The organism is Arthrobacter sp. UYCu512, assembly GCF_040547075.1.
Lineage (GTDB): Bacteria > Actinomycetota > Actinomycetes > Actinomycetales > Micrococcaceae > Arthrobacter.
The window spans coordinates 24,055-46,206 of sequence record NZ_JBEPPA010000011.1 but is presented as its reverse complement, the minus strand read 5'-3'; the positions used below and the strand labels follow the sequence as shown (position 1 = coordinate 46,206).

Genomic DNA, 22,152 nt, shown 5'->3' with positions numbered 1-22,152 from the left:
AGAGTATTCATTCATGAGACTTTATGCACTACCGTTCCAGATTCGGGGCGCCGATGGCAACCGTGACTGCTGACGGCTCCGAGCGCCTGGGTTTTGTCACCCTGGACCGGTTCCTGCAGCAGCTGCCGCCGGAGCTGGAAGTCCTTTATGACGGCGGCAACGGCTCGGAGCGGCTTCGCTGGGTGGAGCCGAGCGAGCTGGCGGACCCCACCCCGTATCTGCTCGACGGCGAGTTCCTGCTCACCGCCGGCCTTCCGTTCCTGGGCGGGGGCGGACGGGAGGATTTCGCGGACGCCTACGTGCAGCGGCTGGTTGCCGCCCGCGTCTGCGCGCTGGGCTTTGGCCTGGAACCCTATTTCGACACTGTCCCGGAAGCCGTGGTCCTGGCCTGCCGGCGGCACAACCTGACCCTTGTGGCCGTGCCGAAGACTGTTCCCTTCGCCGCGGTCGGACTGGAGTTCTCGCAGCTGCTGGAATCGGACAACGCCACCACGTTCCGGCAGCTCGCGGACACAAACAGGCAGCTGATGCGAGCGGTGCTCTCGGCGCGGCCGGAACACGAACTCCTGGCCGCGCTGGTGCAGCAGGTGCCCGTGTGGGCGGCGCTTGTGGGGTCCGACGGCCGGCTGCGCGCCCGCGGATCCGCCCGAGCGCCGGGAGCGGGCACCACACCGGCCGCGGACATGGCAACGCTGCAGCCCCTGCTGGCGCGGCTGCTCGCCGGCAGCGGCCCGCGTGTGGAGCTGGACTCATTCGGCACGGCCGGGTCTGAGCTGGTCTTCGGCTATCCCCTGCGCAGCACCCGGGACGCCAATCTGGGCGCGCTGGTGCTGGGCACCGGCGCGCCGCTGACTCCGGCCCAGAACAGCGTCGTCTCCACCGCCGTCGGGCTCCTGGAACTGCTGGTACGACAGCGCACCAGCGGTTCGCTGGCCCCGAGCCAGCTCGCGACGGCGCTGCTGCTGCACCCGGAAAGCCTGGCGACGGCAGGCACCCGCCAGCTCAACGGGCTCAAGGACCTCCTGGCGCAGAGCATTTCCTCCACCCGGTCCGGCCAGCTGCGTGTGGTTCTTGGCGTCCGGCCTGCCCCCGCGGCCCCGGACGGCCCGGCCGGCAGGGCCGGTCGTGCCGGCGACAGTCCCGTCCGGGAGCTGCTGGAGTGGCGCAGGATGTTCGATACAAAGCTCGTGGAGATCACCGACGACGGTTTTGCCGCCATTACCAGGCTGAAGGTCGACGACGGCGTGCTGGCCGGTGTGGAGCGGCTCGGCTGGCGCCTTGTGGTCGGGAGCGCGACCGAACTGTCCGGACTGTCAAACGCTTTCCGTCAGGCCTCGTCCCTGCGCGGCCGCGTCGAGGCCACCGGAACCAGCGTCCGGGTCGATGAGGTGACGTGGTCGGTGGAAGGGCTGCTCGGCAAGGAGGCGGGGACCCTCCTGGCCACCCGGCTGCTGGCCCCCGTACTGGCGCTGGAACCGGAGCGCCGGGACAACCTGATTGGGATCCTCCGCGCGTGGCTTGGCGCGAACGGCAGCTGGGATGCCACCGCGAAGTCGACGGGCCTGCACCGCAACAGCGTCCGGCGGCAGATCGGCATCCTCGCCGAGCTCCTGGACCTCGACCTCAACGCCGCCCAAGCCCGGGCGGAGCTCTGGTTTGCCTTGCAGTACGTTCACGATCCCGCCGGCATGATGGCGGCTGACTCCCCCGATCCTGGCGTCACCTAGCGCCCGGTCCGGGTCAGCTGCCCCAGGAGCGGTAGGTCTGCGGGCGGCGGTCACCGAGATAGTCGACGCTGTGCCCGGCCCTGCCCGGCGCGGGCAGTTCCGCGAACAGCAACTGGGCCGCGGTTCCGGCCGACGCCAGCAGCGAGCCATCCGGTGCCGCAATAACACTGCCGCCCAGGAAGTCGCAGCCGTCCTCGGTTCCGGAGTGGTTGGCGTAGGCCACCGTCACGTGGTTTTCCAGTGCCCGCGCCCTGACCAGCAGCTGCGGCACCGACTCGAACCCGGCAGCGAGGGCCGTCGGCACCAGCAGCAGTTCAGCGCCGGCGGCGGCGGCTGCGCGGACGGCCTCCGGAAATTCAACGTCGTAGCAAATCACCATCGAGATCTTCAAGCCGCGGAAATCCACCACCCGGGGACGTGCCCGGGCCGGGACAAATGCCTGGTTCTCCGCCGGGCCGAAGAGGTGCACCTTGGCGTAACTCAGGAGCTCCTCGCCGTTCTCATCGACGAGGGTGGAGGTAATCTGCCATTCCCCTGCCGCCGTGACCGCGGGAAGACTGAAAACCAGCGCAATGCTGTGGTTGCGGGCGATCCCTGCGAGGGCGTTCCGGATGGCCGGCAGCGCAGCAGGGTCGAACTCCGCCCGCAGCCGGAGGGGCGCATACCCCACCGGGAAAAGCTCGGGCGTAAGCAGCAGCCCGGCGCCGGCCGCAGCAGCCGCGCCGGCAGCCGCATCCACCGCAGCGCAATTCGCTTCTACGTCCAGCACGGCAGCATTCGCCTGCATCAGGGCCAGTAGCACCATTACCACCTCAGCGTCCGGGGCCCGCCCTCTGCGGCGGACTCTCGCATTCCCAGCGTAGCGACGCGGCGCCCCTGCCGCCCTGGTGCATTTCGGCCCGGAGGGTGCAGCAGTGGGGCGGAATGCCCCCTCCCTCGCCCCCGGCCCAGGGCACCGGCACTGCGCGGGGCCGGTGGTCAGCCGTTCGCCCCGGCCTCCAAGCTGCCATGCGTTAACTTCTTGACTACAAGATGCAAATACGGCACGCTTCATTTTATGCCACCACCAACTCGCTCAACGAGGAGCCGAACCAAAAACCCGGGATCACAATCCGCGCTCCGGCATTTGAACCAGCAGCGGATCATTGAATGCCTGCTCGCCGGCCCCTCCACCCAGGCCGAACTCGCGCGGCAAACCGGCCTGTCGACGGCCACGGTTTCAAATATTGTCAAGATCATGCAGGACGCCGGACTGGCCTCCACCGAACCGATCACCAGCTCGGGCCGGCGGGCCCTGAACGTCCGGCTCAACAGCAACGGCGCCGTCGCCGTTGGCATCGACTTCGGCCGCCGGCACCTGCGGGTGGTCCTGGCGTCCCTGAGCTACCACGTCATCGCCGAGGAATCGGTACTGCTGCCCTTGGGGCACCACGCCGAGGAGGGCATCAAAGCCGCCGTCGGACTCCTGGATCGGCTCCTGGCGGACAGCGGCGTGGAACGCAGCGCGGTGGTTGGCGCCGGCGTCGGCATCCCCGGCCCCATTGACCGCCGGACGGGGACTGTGGTGCAGGGTGCGATCCTGCCCGAATGGGTGGGGATCAACATCCTGCAGCGCCTCGAGGAAGCCTTGGATCTCCCGGTTTTTGTGGACAACGACGCCAACCTGGGAGCCTTGTCGGAAGTCACCTGGGGTCCGCACACGGGCATCAACAACCTGATGTTCCTCAAGATCGGCTCCGGCATCGGCGCGGGGCTGATCCTGAACGGGATGCCCTACTACGGCAACGTGGGAATCACCGGTGAAATCGGCCATGCGACCATCCATGAGCACGGGCTGGTCTGCCGCTGCGGGAACCGCGGCTGCCTGGAAACCATCGCCTCCACCACCACCATGATCGAGCTCCTGGGCCGCGGCGAGGACAAGCCGTTAACCCCGGAGGACATTGTCCGCAAGGCCCTCGCCCGGGACTCCGCGACCCTGCGGGTGGTGGACGACGCCGGCCTCGCCGCCGGCCGCGCCCTGGGCAACGTGGCCAATCTGATCAATCCCGAAGTGATCGTGGTGGGAGGCCCGCTGGCGGAACTCGGGGAACTGCTGCTGGACCCGATCCGCCGGGGCCTGGTCCGGCACGCGGTACCCGTGGTCGGCGAGACAACTGTCCTGACAATGTCCTCCCTGGGTGGCCGCGCGGAAGCCCTCGGTGCCACCGCGCTGGTCTTCCAGCACGCCGGAATCCGGCGGAATTGAGATTTTTGTTATCGGGCTGTTGCGTTAAAGACTTGACGACAACGCCTGTGATCCAGTTTACTTTTTCATCAGACGGCCCTGCGGTTTGCAGGGGCGGACAACGAAGTCATGCATTGGAGGCGTAAGGGCAGATGACGTCCCTCAACACGCACAGCGATCCGATAATCCTCGAGATGCGCTCCATCACCAAAGAGTTCCCCGGCGTTAAAGCATTGGCCGAGGTGACCCTGCTGGTGAAGGCGGGAGAAATCCACGCGATCTGCGGTGAAAACGGCGCCGGCAAGTCCACCCTGATGAAAGTACTCTCCGGCGTCTATCCGCACGGCACGTACACCGGGGACATCGTCTACCAGAGCGAAGTCCAGGAATTCAAGGACATCCGGGCCAGCGAGCAGGCCGGCATTGTGATCATCCACCAGGAACTCGCGCTGATCCCGGAGCTTTCCATCATGGAAAACATCTTCCTGGGCAACGAACCCACCAGGCGCGGGGTCATCAACTGGGATGAGGCCCGCAGCCGCTCCATCGAACTCCTGGCCCGGGTCGGCCTGCGCGAGGATCCGGACACACCGGTCAAGGAAATCGGCGTCGGCAAGCAGCAGCTCGTGGAAATCGCGAAGGCGCTCAACAAAAAAGTCAAGCTCCTCATCCTGGACGAGCCCACCGCGGCGCTGAACGAATCCGACTCCCAGCACCTGCTGGACCTGATCCTCGGCCTCAAGGGCCGCGGCATTACCTCGATCATCATTTCGCACAAGCTCAACGAGATCGAGCAGATCGCGGATTCCATTACGATCATCCGCGACGGCAAGTCGATCGAAACGCTGGACGTCAAGGCCGACGGCGTCGATGAAGACCGCATCATCAAGGGCATGGTGGGCCGGACCCTGGAATCCAGGTTCCCGGACCACGAGCCCAAGATCGGCCAGACCTTCTTCGAGGTGAAGAACTGGAATGTGGGGCACCCGCAGATCCAGGACCGACTCGTCTGCAAGAACTCCAACTTTTTTGTCCGCCGCGGTGAAATCGTTGGCTTCGCCGGTTTGATGGGTGCCGGCCGCACCGAACTGGCACGGTCCCTCTTCGGCCGCTCCTACGGTCGTTTTATCTCCGGCCAGGTGTACAAGGACGGCAAGGAACTGCACCTCAAGAACGTCAAGCAGGCCATCGACGCCGGTCTTGGCTACGTCACCGAGGACCGCAAGTCCCTGGGCCTGAACTTGCTCGATGACATCAAGGCCACCACGGTCTCCGCCGCACTTAAGAAGGTCAGCAAGCACAACATCGTCGATGCCGACCGGGAATTCAGCGTCGCCGAGCAGTACCGCAAGTCGCTGCGCACCAAGGCGCCCTCCGTGGAAGAAGGCGTCGCCAAGCTTTCCGGCGGCAACCAGCAAAAGGTTGTCCTGGCGAAGTGGATGTTTACCGACCCGGACCTGCTGATCCTGGACGAGCCCACCCGCGGGATCGACGTCGGTGCCAAGTACGAGATCTACGGCATCATTCAGCAGCTGGCCAACCAGGGGAAGGGCGTCATCGTCATCTCCTCGGAACTTCCCGAACTCCTGGGACTCTCCGACCGCATCTACACGATCTTTGAGGGCGCCATCACCGGTGTGCTCGACAAGGACGAAGCCAGCCAGGAAAGCCTCATGAAACTCATGACTTCCGCCCGCAAGACCGCCTGACACTCTGGACCATCCAGAACATTCCGGACCACAAGGACTGACACAATGAACGCGCTCAAGAAGCTCTTTGGCGGCAATACCCGCCAATTCGGCATGATCTTCGCCCTGGTTGCACTGATCGTCTTCTTCCAAATTTTCACCGAGGGACGCACGCTCACCCCGGGCAACGTCATCAACCTCTTCAACGGCAACTCCTACATCCTGATCCTCGCCATCGGGATGGTGCTGGTGATTATCGCCGGCCACATCGACCTCTCGGTGGGCTCGGTCGCGGCATTCGTGGGCGTCAGCGTGGCCCTCATGATCCGTGACTGGGGCATCCCCTGGTACCTCGGCGTCCTCTTCGGACTGCTGCTCGGTGCCCTGATCGGGGCCTGGCAGGGCTTCTGGACGGCCTACGTCGGGATCCCGGCCTTCATCGTCACGCTGGCCGGTATGCTGCTGTTCCGCGGCTTCAACCAGTTCGTCGGCAAGTCCAACACCATCCCGGTCCCCGCCGATTTCCAGTACATCGGTTCCGGTTACCTGCCCGAGTTCGGGCCCAACACCGGCTACAACAACCTGACCCTGCTGCTGGGACTTGCCGGTGTGGCCTTCGTGATCATCAGCGAGATCCGCTCCCGCCGCAAGGCCAAGGCCCTGGGCGCCGAGGTGCCCGAATCCTGGGTGACCGTCACCAAACTGGTCCTGATCTGCGGCGCCATCCTGTACGCCACGTACCTCTTCGCGACCGGCCGGCCCGGCACCTCGTTCCCGATCCCGGGGCTGATCCTGGCCGTCCTGGTCCTGATCTACGGATTCATCTCCGCCAAGACCATCATCGGCCGCCACGTCTACGCCGTGGGCGGCAACCGCCATGCGGCCGAGCTCTCCGGGGTGCAGTCCAAGAAGGTCAACTTCCTGGTGATGATGAACATGTCCGTCCTGGCCGGACTCGCCGGCATGATCTTCGTTGGCCGCTCCACCGCCTCCGGCCCGTTCGACGGCGTCGGCTGGGAACTTGACGCCATCGCGGCCGTCTTCATCGGCGGCGCGGCCGTCACCGGCGGCGTCGGCACCGTGATCGGCTCGATCGTCGGCGGCCTGGTGATGGCGGTGCTGAACAACGGCCTGCAGCTGCTCGGTGTCGGCGCGGACCTCACCCAGATCATCAAGGGCCTCGTGCTCCTGATCGCCGTCGCCTTCGACGTCTACAACAAGACGCAGGGCAAAAAGTCGCTCATTGGCATGATGATGAAAAACTTCGGCCGCAACAACGAGATCAAACCTGACGAGACCACCTCCACCAAAGAGGTCATCGCCAAGGGCGCCTAGTTCTCCCCTGATCCGTTCCACCACGATTCTCCGCACCCCATCTAAAGAAAGAGAACCAAGCAATGCAACTGATTGGTAAAGCAGGAAAGGCAGCGGCCATCGCCGCTATCGCAGCACTGGCGCTGACGGCCTGCGGCCGCACGGATACCGCCACTACCGGCGGTACCTCCGGGGCAGCGGGCGGATTCCCGCAGGAATCCTCGATCGGCGTCGCGCTCCCGCAGAAGACGTCCGAGAACTGGGTGCTGGCCGAGAAGCTGTTCAACGACGGCCTCAACGGCGCCGGCTTCAAGGCAGATGTGCAGTTCGCCAACGGCGGCGTGTCCGAGCAGCAGAACCAGATCAGCGCCATGGTCACCAAGGGTGCCAAGGTCATCATCGTCGGCGCCATCGACGGTGCGCAGCTGGGAACCCAGCTCAAGCAGGCCAAGGACGCCGGCGCTACGATCATCGCGTATGACCGGCTGCTGCTGAACACCGAGAACGTGGACTACTACGTGGCCTACGACAACTTCAAGGTCGGCGTACTTCAGGGCCAGGCCCTGCTGGACGGGATGAAGGCCAAGAAGCCTGAAGGCCCGTACAACGTCGAACTGTTCGCCGGTTCCCCGGATGATGCCAATGCGAAGGTCTTCTTCGACGGCGCCATGAGCGTGCTGAAGCCGAAAATCGACGACGGCACCCTCAAGGTCCTTTCCGGCCAGACCTCGTTCGAACAGGCCGTAACCCAGGGCTGGAAGGCCGAGAACGCCCAGAAGCGGGCCGACACCCTGCTGACCGGCAGCTACGGCTCGGCAACCCTGGATGGTGTGCTGTCCCCCAACGACACGCTGGCCCGCGCAGTCCTGACCTCGGTCAAGGCCGCCGGCAAGCCGCTCCCGGTCATCACCGGCCAGGACTCGGAAGTTGAATCCGTCAAGTCCATCCTTGCCGGCGAGCAGTACTCCACCATCAACAAGGACACCCGCAAGCTCGTTGAGCACGCAATCACCATGGTCAAGGATCTCCAGGCCGGCAAGAAGCCTGAGATCAATGACGACAAGTCCTACAACAACACTGTCAAGGTAGTTCCCGCGTTCCTGCTGGAGCCGGTGATCGTGACCAAGGAAAACGTCAAGACTGCTTACACCGACGATCCGGTACTCGGGCCGCTGACGAAGTAGTTCATTCGTTGATCCAGCATTGAGCCCCGGCTCCGCCTGACGGCGGGTCGGGGCTTTTTGCTGCCCTCGTGCCGGCGGCCGGAGGCCGGTTTCACAGCAGATCCATAGCTCCGGCGGGTGACCTGCACAGCAGCGAGTACCAGTGTGGTCTCATCCGCCGGCTGCTCGGGCCGGCCTGAGTTTTCCTAGGAGTCACGTGAGCGTCGCTCAATGCCTCGGTAGGCACCGTGCTGACAATCAACCCCGCCGGTGGCCAGGGCTTCGAAGGCGGCGGCGAGCCGCTCACCGCTGAACAAGCCACGACCGCGGCCGCAGTGGCCAATGTAAGCACCGTCGTGGGCACCAAGGCACTCCGTTTGCGCAACGCCGAGGCGGCCGCCGCCCAAGGCGGGACAGGAGGCCCGGGCGGGCAAGGCGGCCCGGGCGGCCGGTCCGCCACGACCGTTACCACAAGCCTTAAGGCAGCCATCGACGCCGGGACCCTCGGCGCCCGCAACCAGGCCGCAACGGGCAGCAGTCCAGCAACGGCACCGGCGTTCTCCGTGCCCGTCACCGCCACCGGCATCGGAGCCGAAGTCGATACCGCCGGCAAGGCCCTTGCACTGACCGGCGGCACGGGCCTCGGCGATTATACGGCCGCCTCCACCGGCGCCCTCCTGGGAGCCACCCTGGCCGAGAAGAACGGCCTTACGGTCGGTTCCGCATTCACCATCAACAACCAGACGTTCACCGTGACTGGCCTGTTCGATGCCGGCACGGCCTTCGGCAATAACGCCCTCTACCTCACTCTCCCCACCGCCCAGACCCTCGCGGAACTTCCCGGCGAACTCTCCACCATGATCGTCACCGTCAACTCCCTGGAGAACGTCGACGCCGCCAAGACAGCGCTGCAGGCTGCGCTCGGCACCGATAAGGCGGATGTCAGCCAGGGCCAGCGCAACCTCGAAACCGCTGTCAGCTCACTGGGCAGCGTCAAGAACATCTCCCTCATCGCCTTCGTGGCGGCCTTGGCCACCGCCGGGCTGATCATCCTGCTGATCATGGTCATGCTGGTCCGCGAGCGCCGCCGGGAAATCGGTGTCCTGAAGGCCATTGGCGCACCGAACCGCACCATCGGCCTGCAGTTTGTGCTGGAGGCACTCGTTCTTGTGGCCTTGGGCAGTGTGGTGGGCGCCGCCGTCGCGTCCTTCGCCAGCGGCGGCATCGCCAGCGCACTGATCAGTTCCAACAGCACCGCCGCGGCCACCCCCGTCCCGCGCGCCGGGGCCTGCGGATTCCCCGGCGGATTCCCCGGCGGCGACCCCGTCGGCGGGGCCAGCCAATTGCTGACCTCCGTGACCGCGAGCGCCTCCCCCGGCGTTATTGCCGCGGGCATTGCCGCAGTCTTTGGTGTCGCCATCGTCGGGGCGCTGGTCCCGGCCCTGCTTACGGCCCGCATCCGCCCCATCGAAGTCCTCCGAGGAGAATAGCCATGATCGAAGTCAAGAACCTGGTCCGGACGTTCAATTCCGGCGACCGCACCATCAAACCCGTCAACGATGTCAGCTTCTCGCTGGAGCAGGGCACCTTGGCCTCAATCGTCGGCAAGAGCGGCAGCGGCAAGAGCACCTTGTTGTCCCTGCTTGGCGCCCTCGACAAACCAACGAGCGGCGACGTGCTGGTCAATGGCGTGAGCCTGGCCGACATGCCGGACAGCAGGCTCACCGAGTACCGGCGTCGGGACATCGGCTTTGTGTTCCAACAGTTCAACCTGATTCCCAACCTTTCCGCGGCGGACAACGTGATGTTGCCAATGGAGTTTGCCGGGGTGCGCAGGGCTGCGCGCCTGGAGCGGGCCCGGGCGTTGCTCGAGCAGGTGCAGCTGGATCCGGACAAGCACGGGCGGCGCATTAACCGGCTCTCCGGCGGGGAGCAACAACGGGTGGCCATCGCCCGGGCACTTGCCAACTCCCCCGCGCTGATCCTCGCGGATGAACCAACGGGCAACCTGGACGAACAGACCGGCGAACACATCATCGAGCTCCTCAGCTCGCTCAGCCGGGACCATAACACCACTATCCTGGTGGTCACGCACGACCGTTCGCTGGCCAACAAGACCGACCGGCGGTTCCGGCTCCAGCAGGGCCGGCTGACGGAGGAGGCGGCCCGCAGCCGGCTCAGCGCCGCGACTCCCGCCTAACGTCAGGGCACGGCCCCGGACGCTGTCCCCGGCACGGGCCGGCGCAGTCCCGCACACCGCCGGCCCGGGTGAGAGGATGGCACCATGACCGCCCACATCGCCACGCCCTGGCTGTTCAGCCAGCCGGACTCCGATCCCCGCACCGCCACCGGTGCCCGGCTGCGCTGGGGGGTCATCGCCACGGGAGGCATCGCCGCGGCGGTGACCCGCGACCTGGAACTCTTGGCCGATGCCGAGCTCTACGCAGTCAGCTCGCGCAGCCAGCCGGGCGCCGATGCGTTCGCAGCCGATTTCGGCTTCGCCCGGGCCTACGGAGACGGTGACGGACGCAGCGGCTTTGAGCGGCTGCTCGCCGACGACGCGGTCGACGTCGTCTACGTTGCCACCCCGCACGCCCACCATCACCGCATCGCGCTGGCAGCCCTCAACGCGGGCAAGCACGTCCTGTGCGAAAAGGCGCTCACCGTCAATGCACGCGAGGCCGCCGAGCTTGTGTCCGTGGCCCGGGTCAAGGGCCTGTTCCTGATGGAGGCCATGTGGAGCCGCTTCCTGCCGGGCATGCAGCGGGCTTTCGAGATCGCGGCGTCCGGCGAGCTCGGCGACGTCAAGTGGGTAGCGGCGGATCTGGGATTCCCGGCACCGTATTCGCCCACCTCGCGCCTATGGGCTCCGAACGACGGCGGCGGCGCGCTGCTTGACCTCACCGTTTACCCGCTGCTCTGGGCCCTGGGCACCCTGGGTTTCCCGGCGACCGTCAGCGCCACGGGCTGGCTGAACGAGGACGGCGTGGACGCCCAGAATGCGCTGACCCTTGGCTACCGGCACGGCGCCCAGGCGCAGCTGACCTCGTCCCTGCTGGCGTACGGCCCGCGGACCGCCACGGTGGCCGGCAGCAAGGGATTCCTGCAGTCCATCGGCTCGATCAACAACCCGAAGGAGCTGCTCGTTCGGGTTGGCTTCGACGAGCCCCGCATCGAGTCCTTCGACGTCGTTGGGCGCGGCTATAGCTATGAACTGCGCGAGGTGACGCGCTGCATCCAGCAGGACCTCGCGGAGAGTCCCGTGATGCCCCTGGAGGACTCCCTCAACACCATGCGGCTCTTCGACGGGGTGCGCTCCCAGCTGGGGGTAAGCTACCCAAACGACGCCCGCTGACGGCGTTCCCGCCGCCCCGGCCTGCATCGATTTTACGGCGGGCTCTGGACTAGCACCCCGAGTGCGGGCTTATCCTAGAGGCAACCATCGGGATTTCGCGGGAGTGGGGTGCAGGCATGGACTCAACATCAGCGCCGTTCCGCACGCGCCGCCCGCTCCGGCGGATGATCTTGGGAAGCCTCGCCGGCGTCGCCTGGCTGGCTGTCTCCGCGTCAGTTGCCACCGCAGACGACTCGGCCGCCTCCGCTCCGGCCTCGGCCGCAACGATCGTGGACGTTGCAGTGGTCCCCCTACCTCCCGACCCGGCCGCCTACCTTCCTGCCCCCGCCGGGGCAGCTTCGGATGCGGTGGCAGACGCCGTGACGGATGCCGCAGCAGCCGCGGATGTGCCGTGGACGACGGTCCCGGCGGCGGACCCTACAGTGGTACTGTCCCCGGTCGTCGAGGTGCCGCCGCTCCCGGTCACTGTCCCCGACCCGGTCCTGGTCCCCGACCCGACCCCCGTCCCGGTCCCCGATCCGACCCTCCCGGTCACTGTCCCGGACCCGGTCCCGGTCCCCGACCCGACCCTCCCGGTTCCCGACCCGGTCACTGTCCCGGACCCGGTCCCCGTCCCCGACCCGACCCTCCCGGTCGCCGTCCCCGCAGCGGGTCCTGTTCCGAACGACCCTTCGGTCGCCGGTCCCGAATCGACGCAGCCGGCCGCAACATCCACCGTCCCCACGGCACCGCCGGCGGCGACGGACCGGACTCCTGGTGACCCGGTGCTTCCCGGTCCGGTGCCGCCGGCTTCGGACCCGGCATCCGCGGCACTCGACGTAGCCCTGGCCGCGCGGGGTCCTGCCCCGTCAGCCGTTCCCGCCGGGTTCTATTCCGGCAGCACCTACCCACCGGCTCTGGATACCGCAACGCGGCCGAGAGCGGACGGACAGAAACCAGACTCCGTTCCCGCATCGGGCTCCGGCCCGGGCGCAAAGGCACCCCAGTCCCCTGCGGGCCAAGCACCCCGCGCCCCTTTTCATAACGAGAAGAATCTACCGACACCCACTGCCCTGCCCGCCGCGCCGGGTTCGGGCTCCGGCAACACCATCTCCTCCGGCGGGCCTTCAGGTGGCGCCGCTTGGCTTCCCAGCCTGTACTTGATCATTCCCACGGCCGCCGCTGAACCGATCCGCGGCCCGCTCCAGCACGCACACCCGGCCGCCGCTGCGGACCCGGGTTCATCTCCCGACTAATCGGCCGTCCCCTACCTCCACTGTGCACGGCCAACCGGGCGCTTGTGAGCGCCCGCCAACAGTCATTCAGGAGATCCCCAATGGACGCCATGGTCCGCTGCCGTCATTGCGGCACCCACCCTTCCGCCGCCCCCGCGCTGACACCGGCAGAGCCCAAACCCGAAGCGAACCCGCCTGCCGGACCGCCAACGCGCCGCAGACCGTCGCCCCGGCCGGCGGGGCGGCATCCGCCGTAGGACGCTAACGCCTTCCGACCAGGCCTTCGTGGGGCCGGGCGACGTCGGTGGGTCCGCTGGGGGACTCACCGGCAATCGCGTTCCGGCAACGTTTGGCCCCGGATGGCAGCCGTCGGTCCGCGGCCGCCATCCGGGGGGCCGTGCCGTCCCGGTATCATTCTTGGGAGGCGCCGCCTTGGCGCACGGGAACGGACGGGGACCAGTGTGACGAGTTCGCCCAATTACGACACCGCAACACTCGTCGGTGGTCGCTACCTGCTGGCCGAGATGATCGGCCGGGGCGGCATGGCTTCGGTCTACTCCGCCAAGGATACGAACCTGGGCCGGGACGTGGCCCTCAAACTCTTTGCGCCGAAGTCCACGGATCCGGAAGACATCCGGCGCCAGGAGGCGGAGGTGCAGTTGCTGGCAACTCTGAACCATCCGGGCCTGGTGACCCTCTTCGACTCCGGTGTCGATACCCGCGTTCCCGGGGAACCCCGGCCGTTCCTGACCATGGAGCTGGTGGACGGGCAGGACCTCCGCGCCCGGATCCGGCACAGCCCGCTGCCGCTCGATGAGATAGCGGTCATCGGGGCCGGCCTGTCAGACGCCCTGGCCTACGTACATTCACTCGGGATCATTCACCGGGACATTAAACCGGCCAACATCATGCTGGTTCCGCTCCGGCCCGGGGAGCCGCTGCGACCAAAACTCACGGATTTTGGGATCGCCCGCATCATGGACGGAACCCGGCTGACCGCCACCGGCACGATGGTGGGCACCGCCGCCTACCTAAGTCCGGAACAGGCCCGGGGCGCGGACCTCGGCCCTGCCAGTGACATCTATTCGTTGGGGCTGGTGCTGCTCGAAGCGATCAAAGGCGACGTCGAGTATCCGGGCAACGCCGTGGAATCCGCCGTCGCGAGGCTGCACCGTGCCCCGGCCATCCCCGATTCGGTGCCGGCCGCGTGGGCCCGGCTCATCCGGGCCATGACGGCGCTGGATCCGCAGAGCCGGCCGACTGCCGCCGAACTTGAGGTGGTGTTGCGTCACGCCCTGATTTCGCCCCGGTCCCTCCCGGGACTCCTCGTTGAAGAACGCACCCGGGTACTTCCGGCACCGCCGGCCCGGCCGCCACTGCCGCCCTCCCCCGGTCACGACGCAGGCCAGGGCCGGCCTGCCGCGTCGAACAACCTCGGCGGCCCCGCCACCGGCACCCGGTCCCTGCACCGGCTCGACCCGGACACCGTGTCCTTGCCGCCGTCGAAAACCGGCTCCCGGCCGGCGCGATCCGCCGTTCCCTTCGGGCGGGCCCGATCCGCGGTTCGCTTCGGGCGGGCCCGGCGCAGCACCCGGATGCTGCTCTTCCTTATACCCCTGGCGTTGGCGGCCGGGATCCTCGCCGTCGGCGTAGCGCTCTCGGCACCGGAACCACCCGCCGTCGTTCCCTATCCGGCCGTGACCGGGGACCTCGGCCAGCACCTGCAGGAACTCCAGGACAAGGTGGAACCATGAAGCCGACCATCCAGCCGGCCCGGGGAAACCGTCCCTGCCGCCCCGGCCCGTCCGCCGCCGGCCGGCTCCTCGGCAAGGTGGTCCTCGCCATCGTGTTGCTCTGCGGCACGGTTTCCGGCTGCGCCGCGGCCCCGGAGCTAAACGGCGATGCCGCCCGGGAACTGCAATCGCAGGTCCTTACCGTGACCGAAGCAGCCGCCGCCAACGATCCGGCAGCGGCCCTGCGGCAACTGGACGGGCTCGTCCAGAAACTGGACGAGGCGGCCGGCCGCGGCGAGGTGTCCTTCCAACGCCACCAGAGCATCCGGAAGTCCATCGATACCGTCCGCACGGACCTCAACGCCAAGCAGGCGGCCGCCGAAGCGGCGCGGGTCGCCGCCGAACAGGAAGCGGCGGCCCAGGCCCAAGCTGCCGCGCAGGCCGCAGCGGCCGCCGCCCAGGCCCAAGCCGCCGCCTCAGCTCCTGCGCCCGCGATCGCGCCTGCAGCGCCGGCGGAACCGCCGGCCGACACCGGCAAGGCCAAGGGAAAGGGCAAGGGCAAGGACTGAGTCAGTCCACTGGACCGTCAGCTCGGCCCGGACGACGCCGGGTCCAACCACGGTGGCCAAGCCGCCCGGGCCGCCCGAGCAGCCCGAGCCGAGACGGCACAACGCCCCGCGTTCCTTTCGGAAGGCGGGGCGTTGTGTGTCGCCGGACGGCTGCTAGCCGAGCATGGAGAGCACGTCGCTGAACTTCGCCGACGGCCGCATGGCGGCGGTGACCTTGGCCTCGTCCGGGTGGTAGTAGCCGCCGAGGTCCACCGGGGAACCCTGGACTGCCAGAAGCTCGCCGATGATAGTGTCCTCACCGGAGTCCAGCGCCCCGGAGACTGCGGCAAACGCTGCGGCCAGCTCGGCGTCGTCGGTCTGGCGGGACAGTTCCTGGGCCCAGAACTTGGCCAGGTAGAAGTGGCTGCCGCGGTTATCAAGCTCGCCGGCCTTGCGCTTAGGGGACTTGTTCTCCAACAGGAAGGTCCCGGTGGCGCGGTCCAGGGTGTCGGCCAGGATCTGCGCACGGGCGTTGTCCGTGGAGGTGGCAAGGTGCTCGAAGCTGACGGCGAGGGCCAGGAACTCACCCAGGCTGTCCCAGCGCAGGTGGTTTTCGCTGAGCAGCTGCTGGACGTGCTTCGGGGCGGACCCGCCGGCGCCGGTTTCGAACAGTCCGCCGCCGTTGATCAACGGAACCACTGAGAGCATCTTGGCGCTGGTGCCCAGTTCCAGGATCGGGAACAGGTCCGTCAGGTAGTCGCGCAGCACGTTCCCGGTCACCGAGATGGTGTCTTCGCCCTTGCGGATTCGTTCCAAGGTAAAGGCCGTGGCATCTTCCGGGGTCATAATGGCGAGCTGCAGGCCCTCGGTGTCGTAGTCCTTGAGGTACTCCTCAACCTTGGCGATCATCCGGGCGTCATGGGCACGGCTCTTATCCAGCCAGAAAATAGCCGGCATGGCCGAGGCGCGTGCACGGGTGACGGCCAGCTTGACCCAGTCACGGATCGGCACATCCTTGGTCTGGCAGGCACGCCAGATATCACCCGGGGCGACCTGGTGCTCGATCAGCACGGTGCCGGCGTCGTCAATGAGCTGGACGGTGCCCGCGGACTGGATCTCGAAAGTCTTGTCGTGGCTGCCGTATTCCTCTGCGGCCTGGGCCATCAGGCCGACGTTCGGGACGGTACCCATCGTGGTCGGGTCAAAGGCACCGTGGGCGCGGCAGTCGTCGATGACCACCTGGTAGATACCGGCGTAGCTGCTGTCCGGCAAGACGGCGAGCGTGTCGGCCTCCTGGCCGTCACGGCCCCACATGTGGCCGGAGCTGCGGATCATGGCCGGCATGGAGGCGTCCACGATCACGTCGGAGGGCACGTGCAGGTTGGTGATGCCCTTGTCGGAGTCAACCATGGCCAGCTCAGGCCCGTCGTTGAGGCCCTTCTTGATAGCCGCTTCAACTTCGCCGCGGATCTCCTCGGGGAGGTCCTCAAGGCCATTGAGGATCGAGGCCAGGCCGTTGTTCGGGCTCAGTCCTGCGGCGGCGATCTGGGCACCGTAGCTGTCAAAGAGTTCCGAGAAGTAAGCGGTGACAACATGGCCGAAGATGATCGGGTCCGAGATTTTCATCATGGTCGCCTTGAGGTGGGCGGAGAACAGCACACCCTCGTCCTTGGCCCGTGCCACCTGGGCCGCGAGGAAGGTGTCCAGGGCGGCCGCGCGCATCACTGTACCGTCGATGACCTCGCCGGCCAGGACGGGGAAGGCCCGCTTGAGGACCTTGACCGTGCCGTCGGCCTTGACCAGCTGGATCTTGACTTTTCCGTCGGCCTCGATGACCACGGATTTCTCGTTGGAGCGGAAATCCTCGGCATCCATGGTAGCCACGTTGGTCTTCGACGCGGAGCTCCAGGCGCCCATGCTGTGCGGGTTCTGGCGGGCGTAGGCCTTGACCGAGAGGGGTGCGCGGCGGTCCGAGTTGCCTTCACGCAGCACCGGGTTGACGGCGGAACCCTTGATCTTGTCGTAGCGGGAGCGGACGTCCGTCTCTTCGTCCGAGGAGGGGTTGTCCGGGTAGTCCGGCAGGGCGTAGCCCTGGGCCTGGAGTTCCGCGACGGCGGCCTTCAGCTGAGGCGTCGACGCGCTGATGTTGGGCAGCTTGATGATGTTGGCTTCGGGCTGCTTGACCAGTGCACCAAGTTCGGCCAGGGCGTCACTGACACGCTGCTCTTCGGTGAGGTAGTCGCCAAACGCGGCGATGATGCGGCCGGCCAGCGAAATGTCGCGGGTCTCCACTGCCACACCGGCCGTCGAAGCGAAGGCTTCGACAATCGGCAAGAACGAATAGGTTGCCAGCATCGGCGCTTCGTCGGTGTGGGTATAGATAATCTTTGCCATTGCTCGGGCGTCTCCCTGAAGGTCTGGGTATTTCCGGAATTTTGTGCCATTTCAACACCCCCTAACTTACCCGAGGGAGCGCGGTTGCCACCTACCGGCGTCGTGCTCCGACGGGTCCGTGACATCCCCGCCGGGTCGTGACAAAAATTGACAAGATACTTTACAGATTCGTCAAAGTGCCGTAGTTTCGTTCCCATCACCGCGGCCGCTACCACCGGCCGTCCCGATCTCCACCGGTTAGGACACCCATGAGAACACCCAAGACTCTGGCCACCAGCCTGCTCAGCATCTCGGCAGCAGCGCTGTTGGCGTTGAGCGCCGCGGGCGCGGCGAACGCAGCCCCGGCATCCGGCAACGCACCGACGGAAGCGTCGGGTGTCACCAGCCACGCCGTTCTCGAAACGGGCGGCGCGGAGTACTGGACGGCGGAGCGGATGCGCAACGCCGCCCCCGGTGACGTGCTGGCCGAAAAAGCGGTGCAGCGCGGCGCCGGGTCAAAGGCCGCGCTGAACCGCCCGGCGGCTGGAGCGCCGGGTACCGTCGAGGCCCTTGCCCCGAAGAAACAGGGGGCGGATATCCAGACCAAGGCGAACGCCAGCGAAACTCCGGTCAAGCACATCGGCAAGGTCTTTTTTACGCTCGGCGGCACTAACTACGTGTGCTCCGGCAATTCGGTCTCCGCCACGAACAAAAGCACCGTCTCTACGGCCGGCCACTGCATCAACGAGGGCCCGGGTGCCTTCGCCACCAAGTTCACGTTTGTCCCGGCCTACCTCAACGGGTCCGCACCCTACGGCATGTGGACGGCCAAGGCCCTCTACGCCCCGACACAGTGGAGCTCCGGCGGCGACATGACGTACGACACCGGCTTCGCGGTGATGAACACCCTCAACGGCCAGAAGCTTGCGGATGCCGTCGGTGCCTCGGGCGTGAAGTTCAGCGCTGCCCGCGGCCTGGCCTACAAGGCATTCGGCTACCCCGCGGCCGCACCCTTCAACGGTGAGTCCCTCAAGAGCTGCAGCGGCACCGCCGTCAACGACTCCTCCAACCCGCAATTCAATACCCAGGGCATTCCGTGCAACATGACCGGCGGTTCCTCGGGTGGCCCGTGGTTTATTGGAACCAGCTCCACCGGCTACCAGAACTCTGTCAACAGCTACGGCTACGGCAGTAACTCCACCACCATGTTCGGCCCGTACTGGGGATCCGTCATCCAGCAGGCCTACAACACCGCGGCCGCTTCCTAGGACAAGCAGCCACACCCACACCAGCGCGGGGTCATGCGCGGTCCATCTCCAGCAGCGGGGATGGGCCGCCGTGGCACCGCGTTGCCGTATCCGGGGGATTGGCCTGATGATGGACGCAAGGATGGACGGCGGCGATGGACGCGGCGATGGATCCGGCCGGCGGGACATGCCCGCCGTACAGGCCCAGGACTGGACATAATCCCATTGTGCCCAGCCCGTGCCGCGAAGAATGGACATGTCCCCCGGAAAGGGAGGACATGTCCATTCTTGGTGAAGCCGGGCCCGCAGAAAGCGTGCTCGCGATCCCCAGTGGAACGCGATCCCCTAGTGGAAGAAGTGCCGGGCGCCGGTGAAGTACATCGTGATGCCGGCCGCATTGGCCGCGGCGATGACCTCATCGTCCCGAACCGAGCCGCCGGGCTGCACCACTGCACGGACACCGGCATCGATCAGGATCTGGAGCCCGTCTGCGAACGGGAAAAACGCGTCCGACGCCGCCACGGCACCGCGGGCACGTTCCGGGGCACCCGTGGCGTCGGCGTTCGAGGCGCCGCCCGCGCCCTCAACTTCGGAGTCCACGCTCACGCCGAGTGAGTTGGCCCGCTCGACGGCGAGCCTGCAGGAATCGAGCCGGTTGACCTGGCCCATACCGATGCCCACGGCGGCGCCGTTCTGTGCCAGCAGGATGGCATTGGATTTGGCAGCCCGGCAGGCGGTCCAGGCGAAGGCAAGGTCCGCAAGCGTCCCGGGATCCGCGGCGTCACCGGCGGCGAGGGTCCAGTTGGCCGGGTCATCACCCTCGGCGTCTACCTTGTCCGTGGCCTGGACCAGCATGCCGCCGGAAACCTGGCGGAACTCCGTCGGGTAACGGCCGTAACCTTCGGGCAGGGCCAGGAGGCGGATATTCTTCTTCTTGGACAGGATTTCCACCGCTTCGTCCTCGAAACCCGGGGCAATCACCACCTCGGTGAAGATGCCGGCGACGGTCCGCGCCATGCCGGCGGTGACGGTGCGGTTGGCCGCGATCACGCCGCCAAATGCGGAGACCGGATCGCAGGCGTGCGCCTTGGCGTGCGCGTCCGCAATCGGGTCGGCGGCGGAGGCGGAACCCACAGCCACACCGCAGGGGTTGGCATGCTTGATGACCGCAACGGCGGGCTCAGCGAAGTCGAACGCAGCGCGCAGGGCGGCGTCAGCGTCGACGAAGTTGTTGTAGCTCATTGCCTTGCCGTGCAGCTGGTCGGCCTGGGCGATGCCGGCCGGGGCGGCCTTGTCCACGTAGAGGGCGGCCTGCTGGTGCGGATTTTCGCCGTAGCGCAGCACCTCGGAGCGTTCCAGGGCCAGTCCGGCGTAGGCAGGCCAATCGATGACGCCGTCGCCGTCCTCGTCGAGGAACTGGCTGGCAGTCCAGCCGGCCACGGCAGTGTCATAGGCGGCGGTGTGCGCGAAGGCCTTGGCGGCGAGCCGGCGCCGGGCCTTCAGGTCAAAGCCGCCGGAGGCGGCGGCAGCAACGACGTCGTTGTACGAGGAGGGGTCCACCACAATGGCGACGGCGGCGTGGTTCTTCGCGGCCGAACGCACCATCGCCGGGCCCCCGATGTCGATCTGCTCAACGACGTCGTCCTGCGCAGCGCCGGACTTCACGGTTTCCACGAAGGGGTAGAGGTTCACCACCACCAGGTCGAACGGCTCGATGTCCAACGACGCGAGCGTCTCCATATGGGCCGGGACGCGGCGGTCGGCGAGGATGCCGCCGTGCACGCGCGGGTGCAGGGTCTTGACGCGGCCGTCGAGCATTTCCGGCGAGCCGGTGACTTCCTCGACTTCCTGCACCGGAATGCCTGCGGCGGCAATCTTTTTGGCGGTGGAGCCGGTGGAGACAATCTTGACGCCGGCTTCGTGCAGGCCCCTCGCGAGCTCCTCCAGACCGGTCTTGTCGTAGACCGAAATCAGGGCCCGGCGGATGGGGACACGGTCGATGGATACACGGTCAAGCGGCGTGAAGCTCACAAAAGTCTCCGTCTTATATCGCGGCGGGGCCGCGGGTGGTGGGGATGGGCACAGTTTATCGTGTCGGGCCGCCGGGACTTCCCGCGCGCCGGAGTTATGAAGCGCAGCGCAGCGGCGGAGGGCCACGTAGAATTTCCCAGGAGGCTTTAATGAATACATACACCACTGTGCCCAGCGGCGAACAGGTGGTCCAGGAACTGCCGTGGCGCTGGCGTGTGCAGGGCCGGATCTTTCTGATCGGCGGCCTGGGCTTTATGTTCGATGCCTGGGACGTCACGCTCAACGGCATCCTCATTCCGCTGTTGTCCAAGCACTGGTCCCTGAGCCCCGGGGAGGCCGCCTGGATCGGAGCCTCGAACCTTATCGGCATGGCCCTGGGCGCATTCGTCTGGGGCACCATCGCGGACACCATAGGGCGCAAAAAGGCGTTCACCGCCACGTTGTTGATCTTCTCGGTGTTTACGGTGTTCGGCGCCTTCTCCCCCGACTTCCTTTGGTTTGTGGTGTTCCGGTTTTTGGCCGGCTTCGGTTTGGGCGGCTGCATCCCGGTGGACTATGCCCTGGTGGGCGAATTCACGCCCCGCAAACAGCGCGGCAAGGTCCTCACCGCGATGGACGGCTGGTGGCCGATCGGGGCCGCGTTGTGCGGATTTGTGTCCGCCGGGCTGGTGGCGCTTTACGGGGACTGGCGGCTGACCATGCTGGTGATGGTGCTTCCGGCGTTGCTGGTGTTCTGGGTCCGCCGCAGCGTCCCCGAGTCCCCGCTGTTCCTGATCCGCAACGGCCGCCGGGAGGAAGCCGCCAAGGTGATCGACGACCTCGTCGCCGCGACCGGGGCCGAGCCCCGCGCCTACAGCCTGCCCGAGGCGCAAGACGCGCCCCGGCTCTCCGCCGGCAGCGCCTGGACCCAACTGCGCGCGCTCTGGCAGTACAACTGGAAGATCACAACGGCGGCGTGGTCCCTGTTCTTCAGCATCCTGCTCGTCTACTACCTGTCGCTGACCTGGATGCCGAGGATCCTGATCGGCGCCGGCTTCGAGGAGTACAAGGCCTTCCTCACCACCGCCTCCATGGCCGCCGTCGGGCTCCTGGGTGTGGTGGTGGCCGCGCTGCTGGTGGAACGGGTGGGACGGAAGTGGATCCTGGCAATCACCGGACCGCTCTCCGCGCTGACCCTGGTGATCGTGGCGTTTGTGGTGGACATCCCGACGGCGGCCGTGTTCTGGCTGCTGGTCTTTGGCTTTGTGGTCCAGGTAGCCATTCCGGTGCTTTACACCTATGTTTCCGAGCTGTATCCGACCGAACTGCGCGGCTCGGGCTTTGGCTGGGCCTCGACGTTCTCCCGGCTCGGCGCAGGGTTCGGTCCGCTGATTTTCGCGGCGTTCCTGTGGCCGGAGCTGGGTCTGGCGACGTCATTCGCCCTCGCCGGCGGGTTGGTGCTGCTCAGTGTGCTGTGGATGGCGTTCTTCGCTCCCGAAACGAAGCAGCGCCAGCTCGCCTAGCTCCCTCCCCGTTCCCCCGTCCCCCGTTCC

The 22,152-nt window shown here is 66.8% G+C and carries 15 protein-coding genes and 1 pseudogene; 13 read left to right on the top strand and 3 right to left on the bottom strand.

Going from position 1 to position 22,152, the window contains the following annotated elements:
* Nucleotides 1-53 precede the first annotated feature (53 nt).
* The gene (locus ABIB49_RS12935) at nt 54-1,727 is read left to right on the top strand and encodes a PucR family transcriptional regulator (RefSeq protein WP_282359082.1); all 1,674 of its coding nucleotides are present in this window, start codon (nt 54-56) and stop codon (nt 1,725-1,727) included.
* Nucleotides 1,728-1,740: 13 nt separating this feature from the next.
* Here the strand turns inward: ABIB49_RS12935 and ABIB49_RS12930 are convergent, their stop codons facing one another.
* Nucleotides 1,741-2,532 (bottom strand): nitrilase-related carbon-nitrogen hydrolase, encoded by a 792-nt coding sequence (locus ABIB49_RS12930; RefSeq protein WP_226774047.1) that lies wholly within the window; start codon nt 2,530-2,532, stop codon nt 1,741-1,743.
* A 252-nt stretch (nt 2,533-2,784) separates the two neighbouring features.
* Between ABIB49_RS12930 and ABIB49_RS12925 the strand changes: the two genes are divergently transcribed.
* The 10 genes and pseudogenes from ABIB49_RS12925 (at nt 2,785) to ABIB49_RS12880 (ending at nt 14,990) form a co-directional block, all read left to right on the top strand.
* Nucleotides 2,785-3,975 carry an ROK family transcriptional regulator gene (locus ABIB49_RS12925; RefSeq protein ID WP_226774048.1) on the top strand — a complete coding sequence of 397 codons (1,191 nt, stop codon included), beginning with the start codon at nt 2,785-2,787 and terminating at the stop codon, nt 3,973-3,975.
* 131 nt (nt 3,976-4,106) lie between these two features.
* Nucleotides 4,107-5,663: a multiple monosaccharide ABC transporter ATP-binding protein gene (gene mmsA / locus ABIB49_RS12920; RefSeq protein WP_226774049.1), complete on the top strand. Its 1,557-nt coding sequence runs from the start codon at nt 4,107-4,109 to the stop codon at nt 5,661-5,663.
* A 45-nt stretch (nt 5,664-5,708) separates the two neighbouring features.
* Nucleotides 5,709-6,977, top strand: a complete 1,269-nt coding sequence (gene mmsB / locus ABIB49_RS12915; RefSeq protein WP_226774050.1) for a multiple monosaccharide ABC transporter permease — start codon at nt 5,709-5,711, stop codon at nt 6,975-6,977.
* A gap of 62 nt (nt 6,978-7,039) precedes the next feature.
* Complete coding sequence (locus ABIB49_RS12910; protein ID WP_226774051.1) at nt 7,040-8,140, top strand: substrate-binding domain-containing protein; 1,101 nt, start codon at nt 7,040-7,042, stop codon at nt 8,138-8,140.
* Nucleotides 8,141-8,346: 206 nt separating this feature from the next.
* A pseudogene (locus ABIB49_RS12905) lies at nt 8,347-9,609 on the top strand (ABC transporter permease); the annotation flags it as partial.
* A 2-nt stretch (nt 9,610-9,611) separates the two neighbouring features.
* Nucleotides 9,612-10,319, top strand: a complete 708-nt coding sequence (locus ABIB49_RS12900) for an ABC transporter ATP-binding protein (protein ID WP_253033425.1) — start codon at nt 9,612-9,614, stop codon at nt 10,317-10,319.
* A gap of 84 nt (nt 10,320-10,403) precedes the next feature.
* Nucleotides 10,404-11,474 (top strand): Gfo/Idh/MocA family protein, encoded by a 1,071-nt coding sequence (locus tag ABIB49_RS12895; RefSeq protein WP_282359076.1) that lies wholly within the window; start codon nt 10,404-10,406, stop codon nt 11,472-11,474.
* Between the two features lie 116 nt (nt 11,475-11,590).
* Entirely contained in the window at nt 11,591-12,709 is a 1,119-nt protein-coding gene (locus ABIB49_RS12890; protein WP_354157149.1) for a hypothetical protein, read from the top strand.
* A 440-nt stretch (nt 12,710-13,149) separates the two neighbouring features.
* Nucleotides 13,150-14,442: a serine/threonine-protein kinase gene (locus tag ABIB49_RS12885; RefSeq protein WP_282359073.1), complete on the top strand. Its 1,293-nt coding sequence runs from the start codon at nt 13,150-13,152 to the stop codon at nt 14,440-14,442.
* Nucleotides 14,439-14,990 (top strand): mucin-associated surface protein, encoded by a 552-nt coding sequence (locus ABIB49_RS12880; RefSeq protein WP_282359072.1) that lies wholly within the window; start codon nt 14,439-14,441, stop codon nt 14,988-14,990. Before ABIB49_RS12885 ends, ABIB49_RS12880 begins: the two co-directional genes overlap by 4 nt.
* 153 nt (nt 14,991-15,143) lie before the next feature.
* On the opposite strand, the gene ABIB49_RS12875 is transcribed toward ABIB49_RS12880, so the two are convergent.
* Nucleotides 15,144-17,363 carry an NADP-dependent isocitrate dehydrogenase gene (locus ABIB49_RS12875; RefSeq protein ID WP_282359071.1) on the bottom strand — a complete coding sequence of 740 codons (2,220 nt, stop codon included), beginning with the start codon at nt 17,361-17,363 and terminating at the stop codon, nt 15,144-15,146.
* A gap of 248 nt (nt 17,364-17,611) precedes the next feature.
* On the opposite strand from ABIB49_RS12875, the gene ABIB49_RS12870 reads away from it, so the two are divergent.
* Nucleotides 17,612-18,610, top strand: a complete 999-nt coding sequence (locus tag ABIB49_RS12870; protein WP_282359070.1) for a trypsin-like serine peptidase — start codon at nt 17,612-17,614, stop codon at nt 18,608-18,610.
* A 324-nt stretch (nt 18,611-18,934) separates the two neighbouring features.
* Here ABIB49_RS12870 and purH read toward each other — a convergent pair whose 3' ends face one another.
* Nucleotides 18,935-20,620, bottom strand: a complete 1,686-nt coding sequence (purH, locus tag ABIB49_RS12865; RefSeq protein WP_226774827.1) for a bifunctional phosphoribosylaminoimidazolecarboxamide formyltransferase/IMP cyclohydrolase — start codon at nt 20,618-20,620, stop codon at nt 18,935-18,937.
* Between the two features lie 149 nt (nt 20,621-20,769).
* Between purH and ABIB49_RS12860 the strand changes: the two genes are divergently transcribed.
* The gene (locus tag ABIB49_RS12860; RefSeq protein WP_226774826.1) at nt 20,770-22,122 is read left to right on the top strand and encodes an MFS transporter; all 1,353 of its coding nucleotides are present in this window, start codon (nt 20,770-20,772) and stop codon (nt 22,120-22,122) included.
* Nucleotides 22,123-22,152: the final 30 nt, after the last annotated feature.

Excerpts from the sequence above, each read along its gene's own strand:
- ABIB49_RS12935 (WP_282359082.1), top strand. The coding sequence starts at position 54 with ATGGCAACCGTGACTGCTGACGGCTCCGAGCGCCTGGGTTTTGTCACC.
- ABIB49_RS12930 (WP_226774047.1), bottom strand. The coding sequence starts at position 2,532 with ATGGTGCTACTGGCCCTGATGCAGGCGAATGCTGCCGTGCTGGACGTA.
- ABIB49_RS12925 (WP_226774048.1), top strand. The coding sequence starts at position 2,785 with ATGCCACCACCAACTCGCTCAACGAGGAGCCGAACCAAAAACCCGGGA.
- mmsA (WP_226774049.1), top strand. The coding sequence starts at position 4,107 with ATGACGTCCCTCAACACGCACAGCGATCCGATAATCCTCGAGATGCGC.
- mmsB (WP_226774050.1), top strand. The coding sequence starts at position 5,709 with ATGAACGCGCTCAAGAAGCTCTTTGGCGGCAATACCCGCCAATTCGGC.
- ABIB49_RS12910 (WP_226774051.1), top strand. The coding sequence starts at position 7,040 with ATGCAACTGATTGGTAAAGCAGGAAAGGCAGCGGCCATCGCCGCTATC.
- ABIB49_RS12900 (WP_253033425.1), top strand. The coding sequence starts at position 9,612 with ATGATCGAAGTCAAGAACCTGGTCCGGACGTTCAATTCCGGCGACCGC.
- ABIB49_RS12895 (WP_282359076.1), top strand. The coding sequence starts at position 10,404 with ATGACCGCCCACATCGCCACGCCCTGGCTGTTCAGCCAGCCGGACTCC.
- ABIB49_RS12890 (WP_354157149.1), top strand. The coding sequence starts at position 11,591 with ATGGACTCAACATCAGCGCCGTTCCGCACGCGCCGCCCGCTCCGGCGG.
- ABIB49_RS12880 (WP_282359072.1), top strand. The coding sequence starts at position 14,439 with ATGAAGCCGACCATCCAGCCGGCCCGGGGAAACCGTCCCTGCCGCCCC.
- ABIB49_RS12875 (WP_282359071.1), bottom strand. The coding sequence starts at position 17,363 with ATGGCAAAGATTATCTATACCCACACCGACGAAGCGCCGATGCTGGCA.
- ABIB49_RS12870 (WP_282359070.1), top strand. The coding sequence starts at position 17,612 with ATGAGAACACCCAAGACTCTGGCCACCAGCCTGCTCAGCATCTCGGCA.
- ABIB49_RS12860 (WP_226774826.1), top strand. The coding sequence starts at position 20,770 with ATGAATACATACACCACTGTGCCCAGCGGCGAACAGGTGGTCCAGGAA.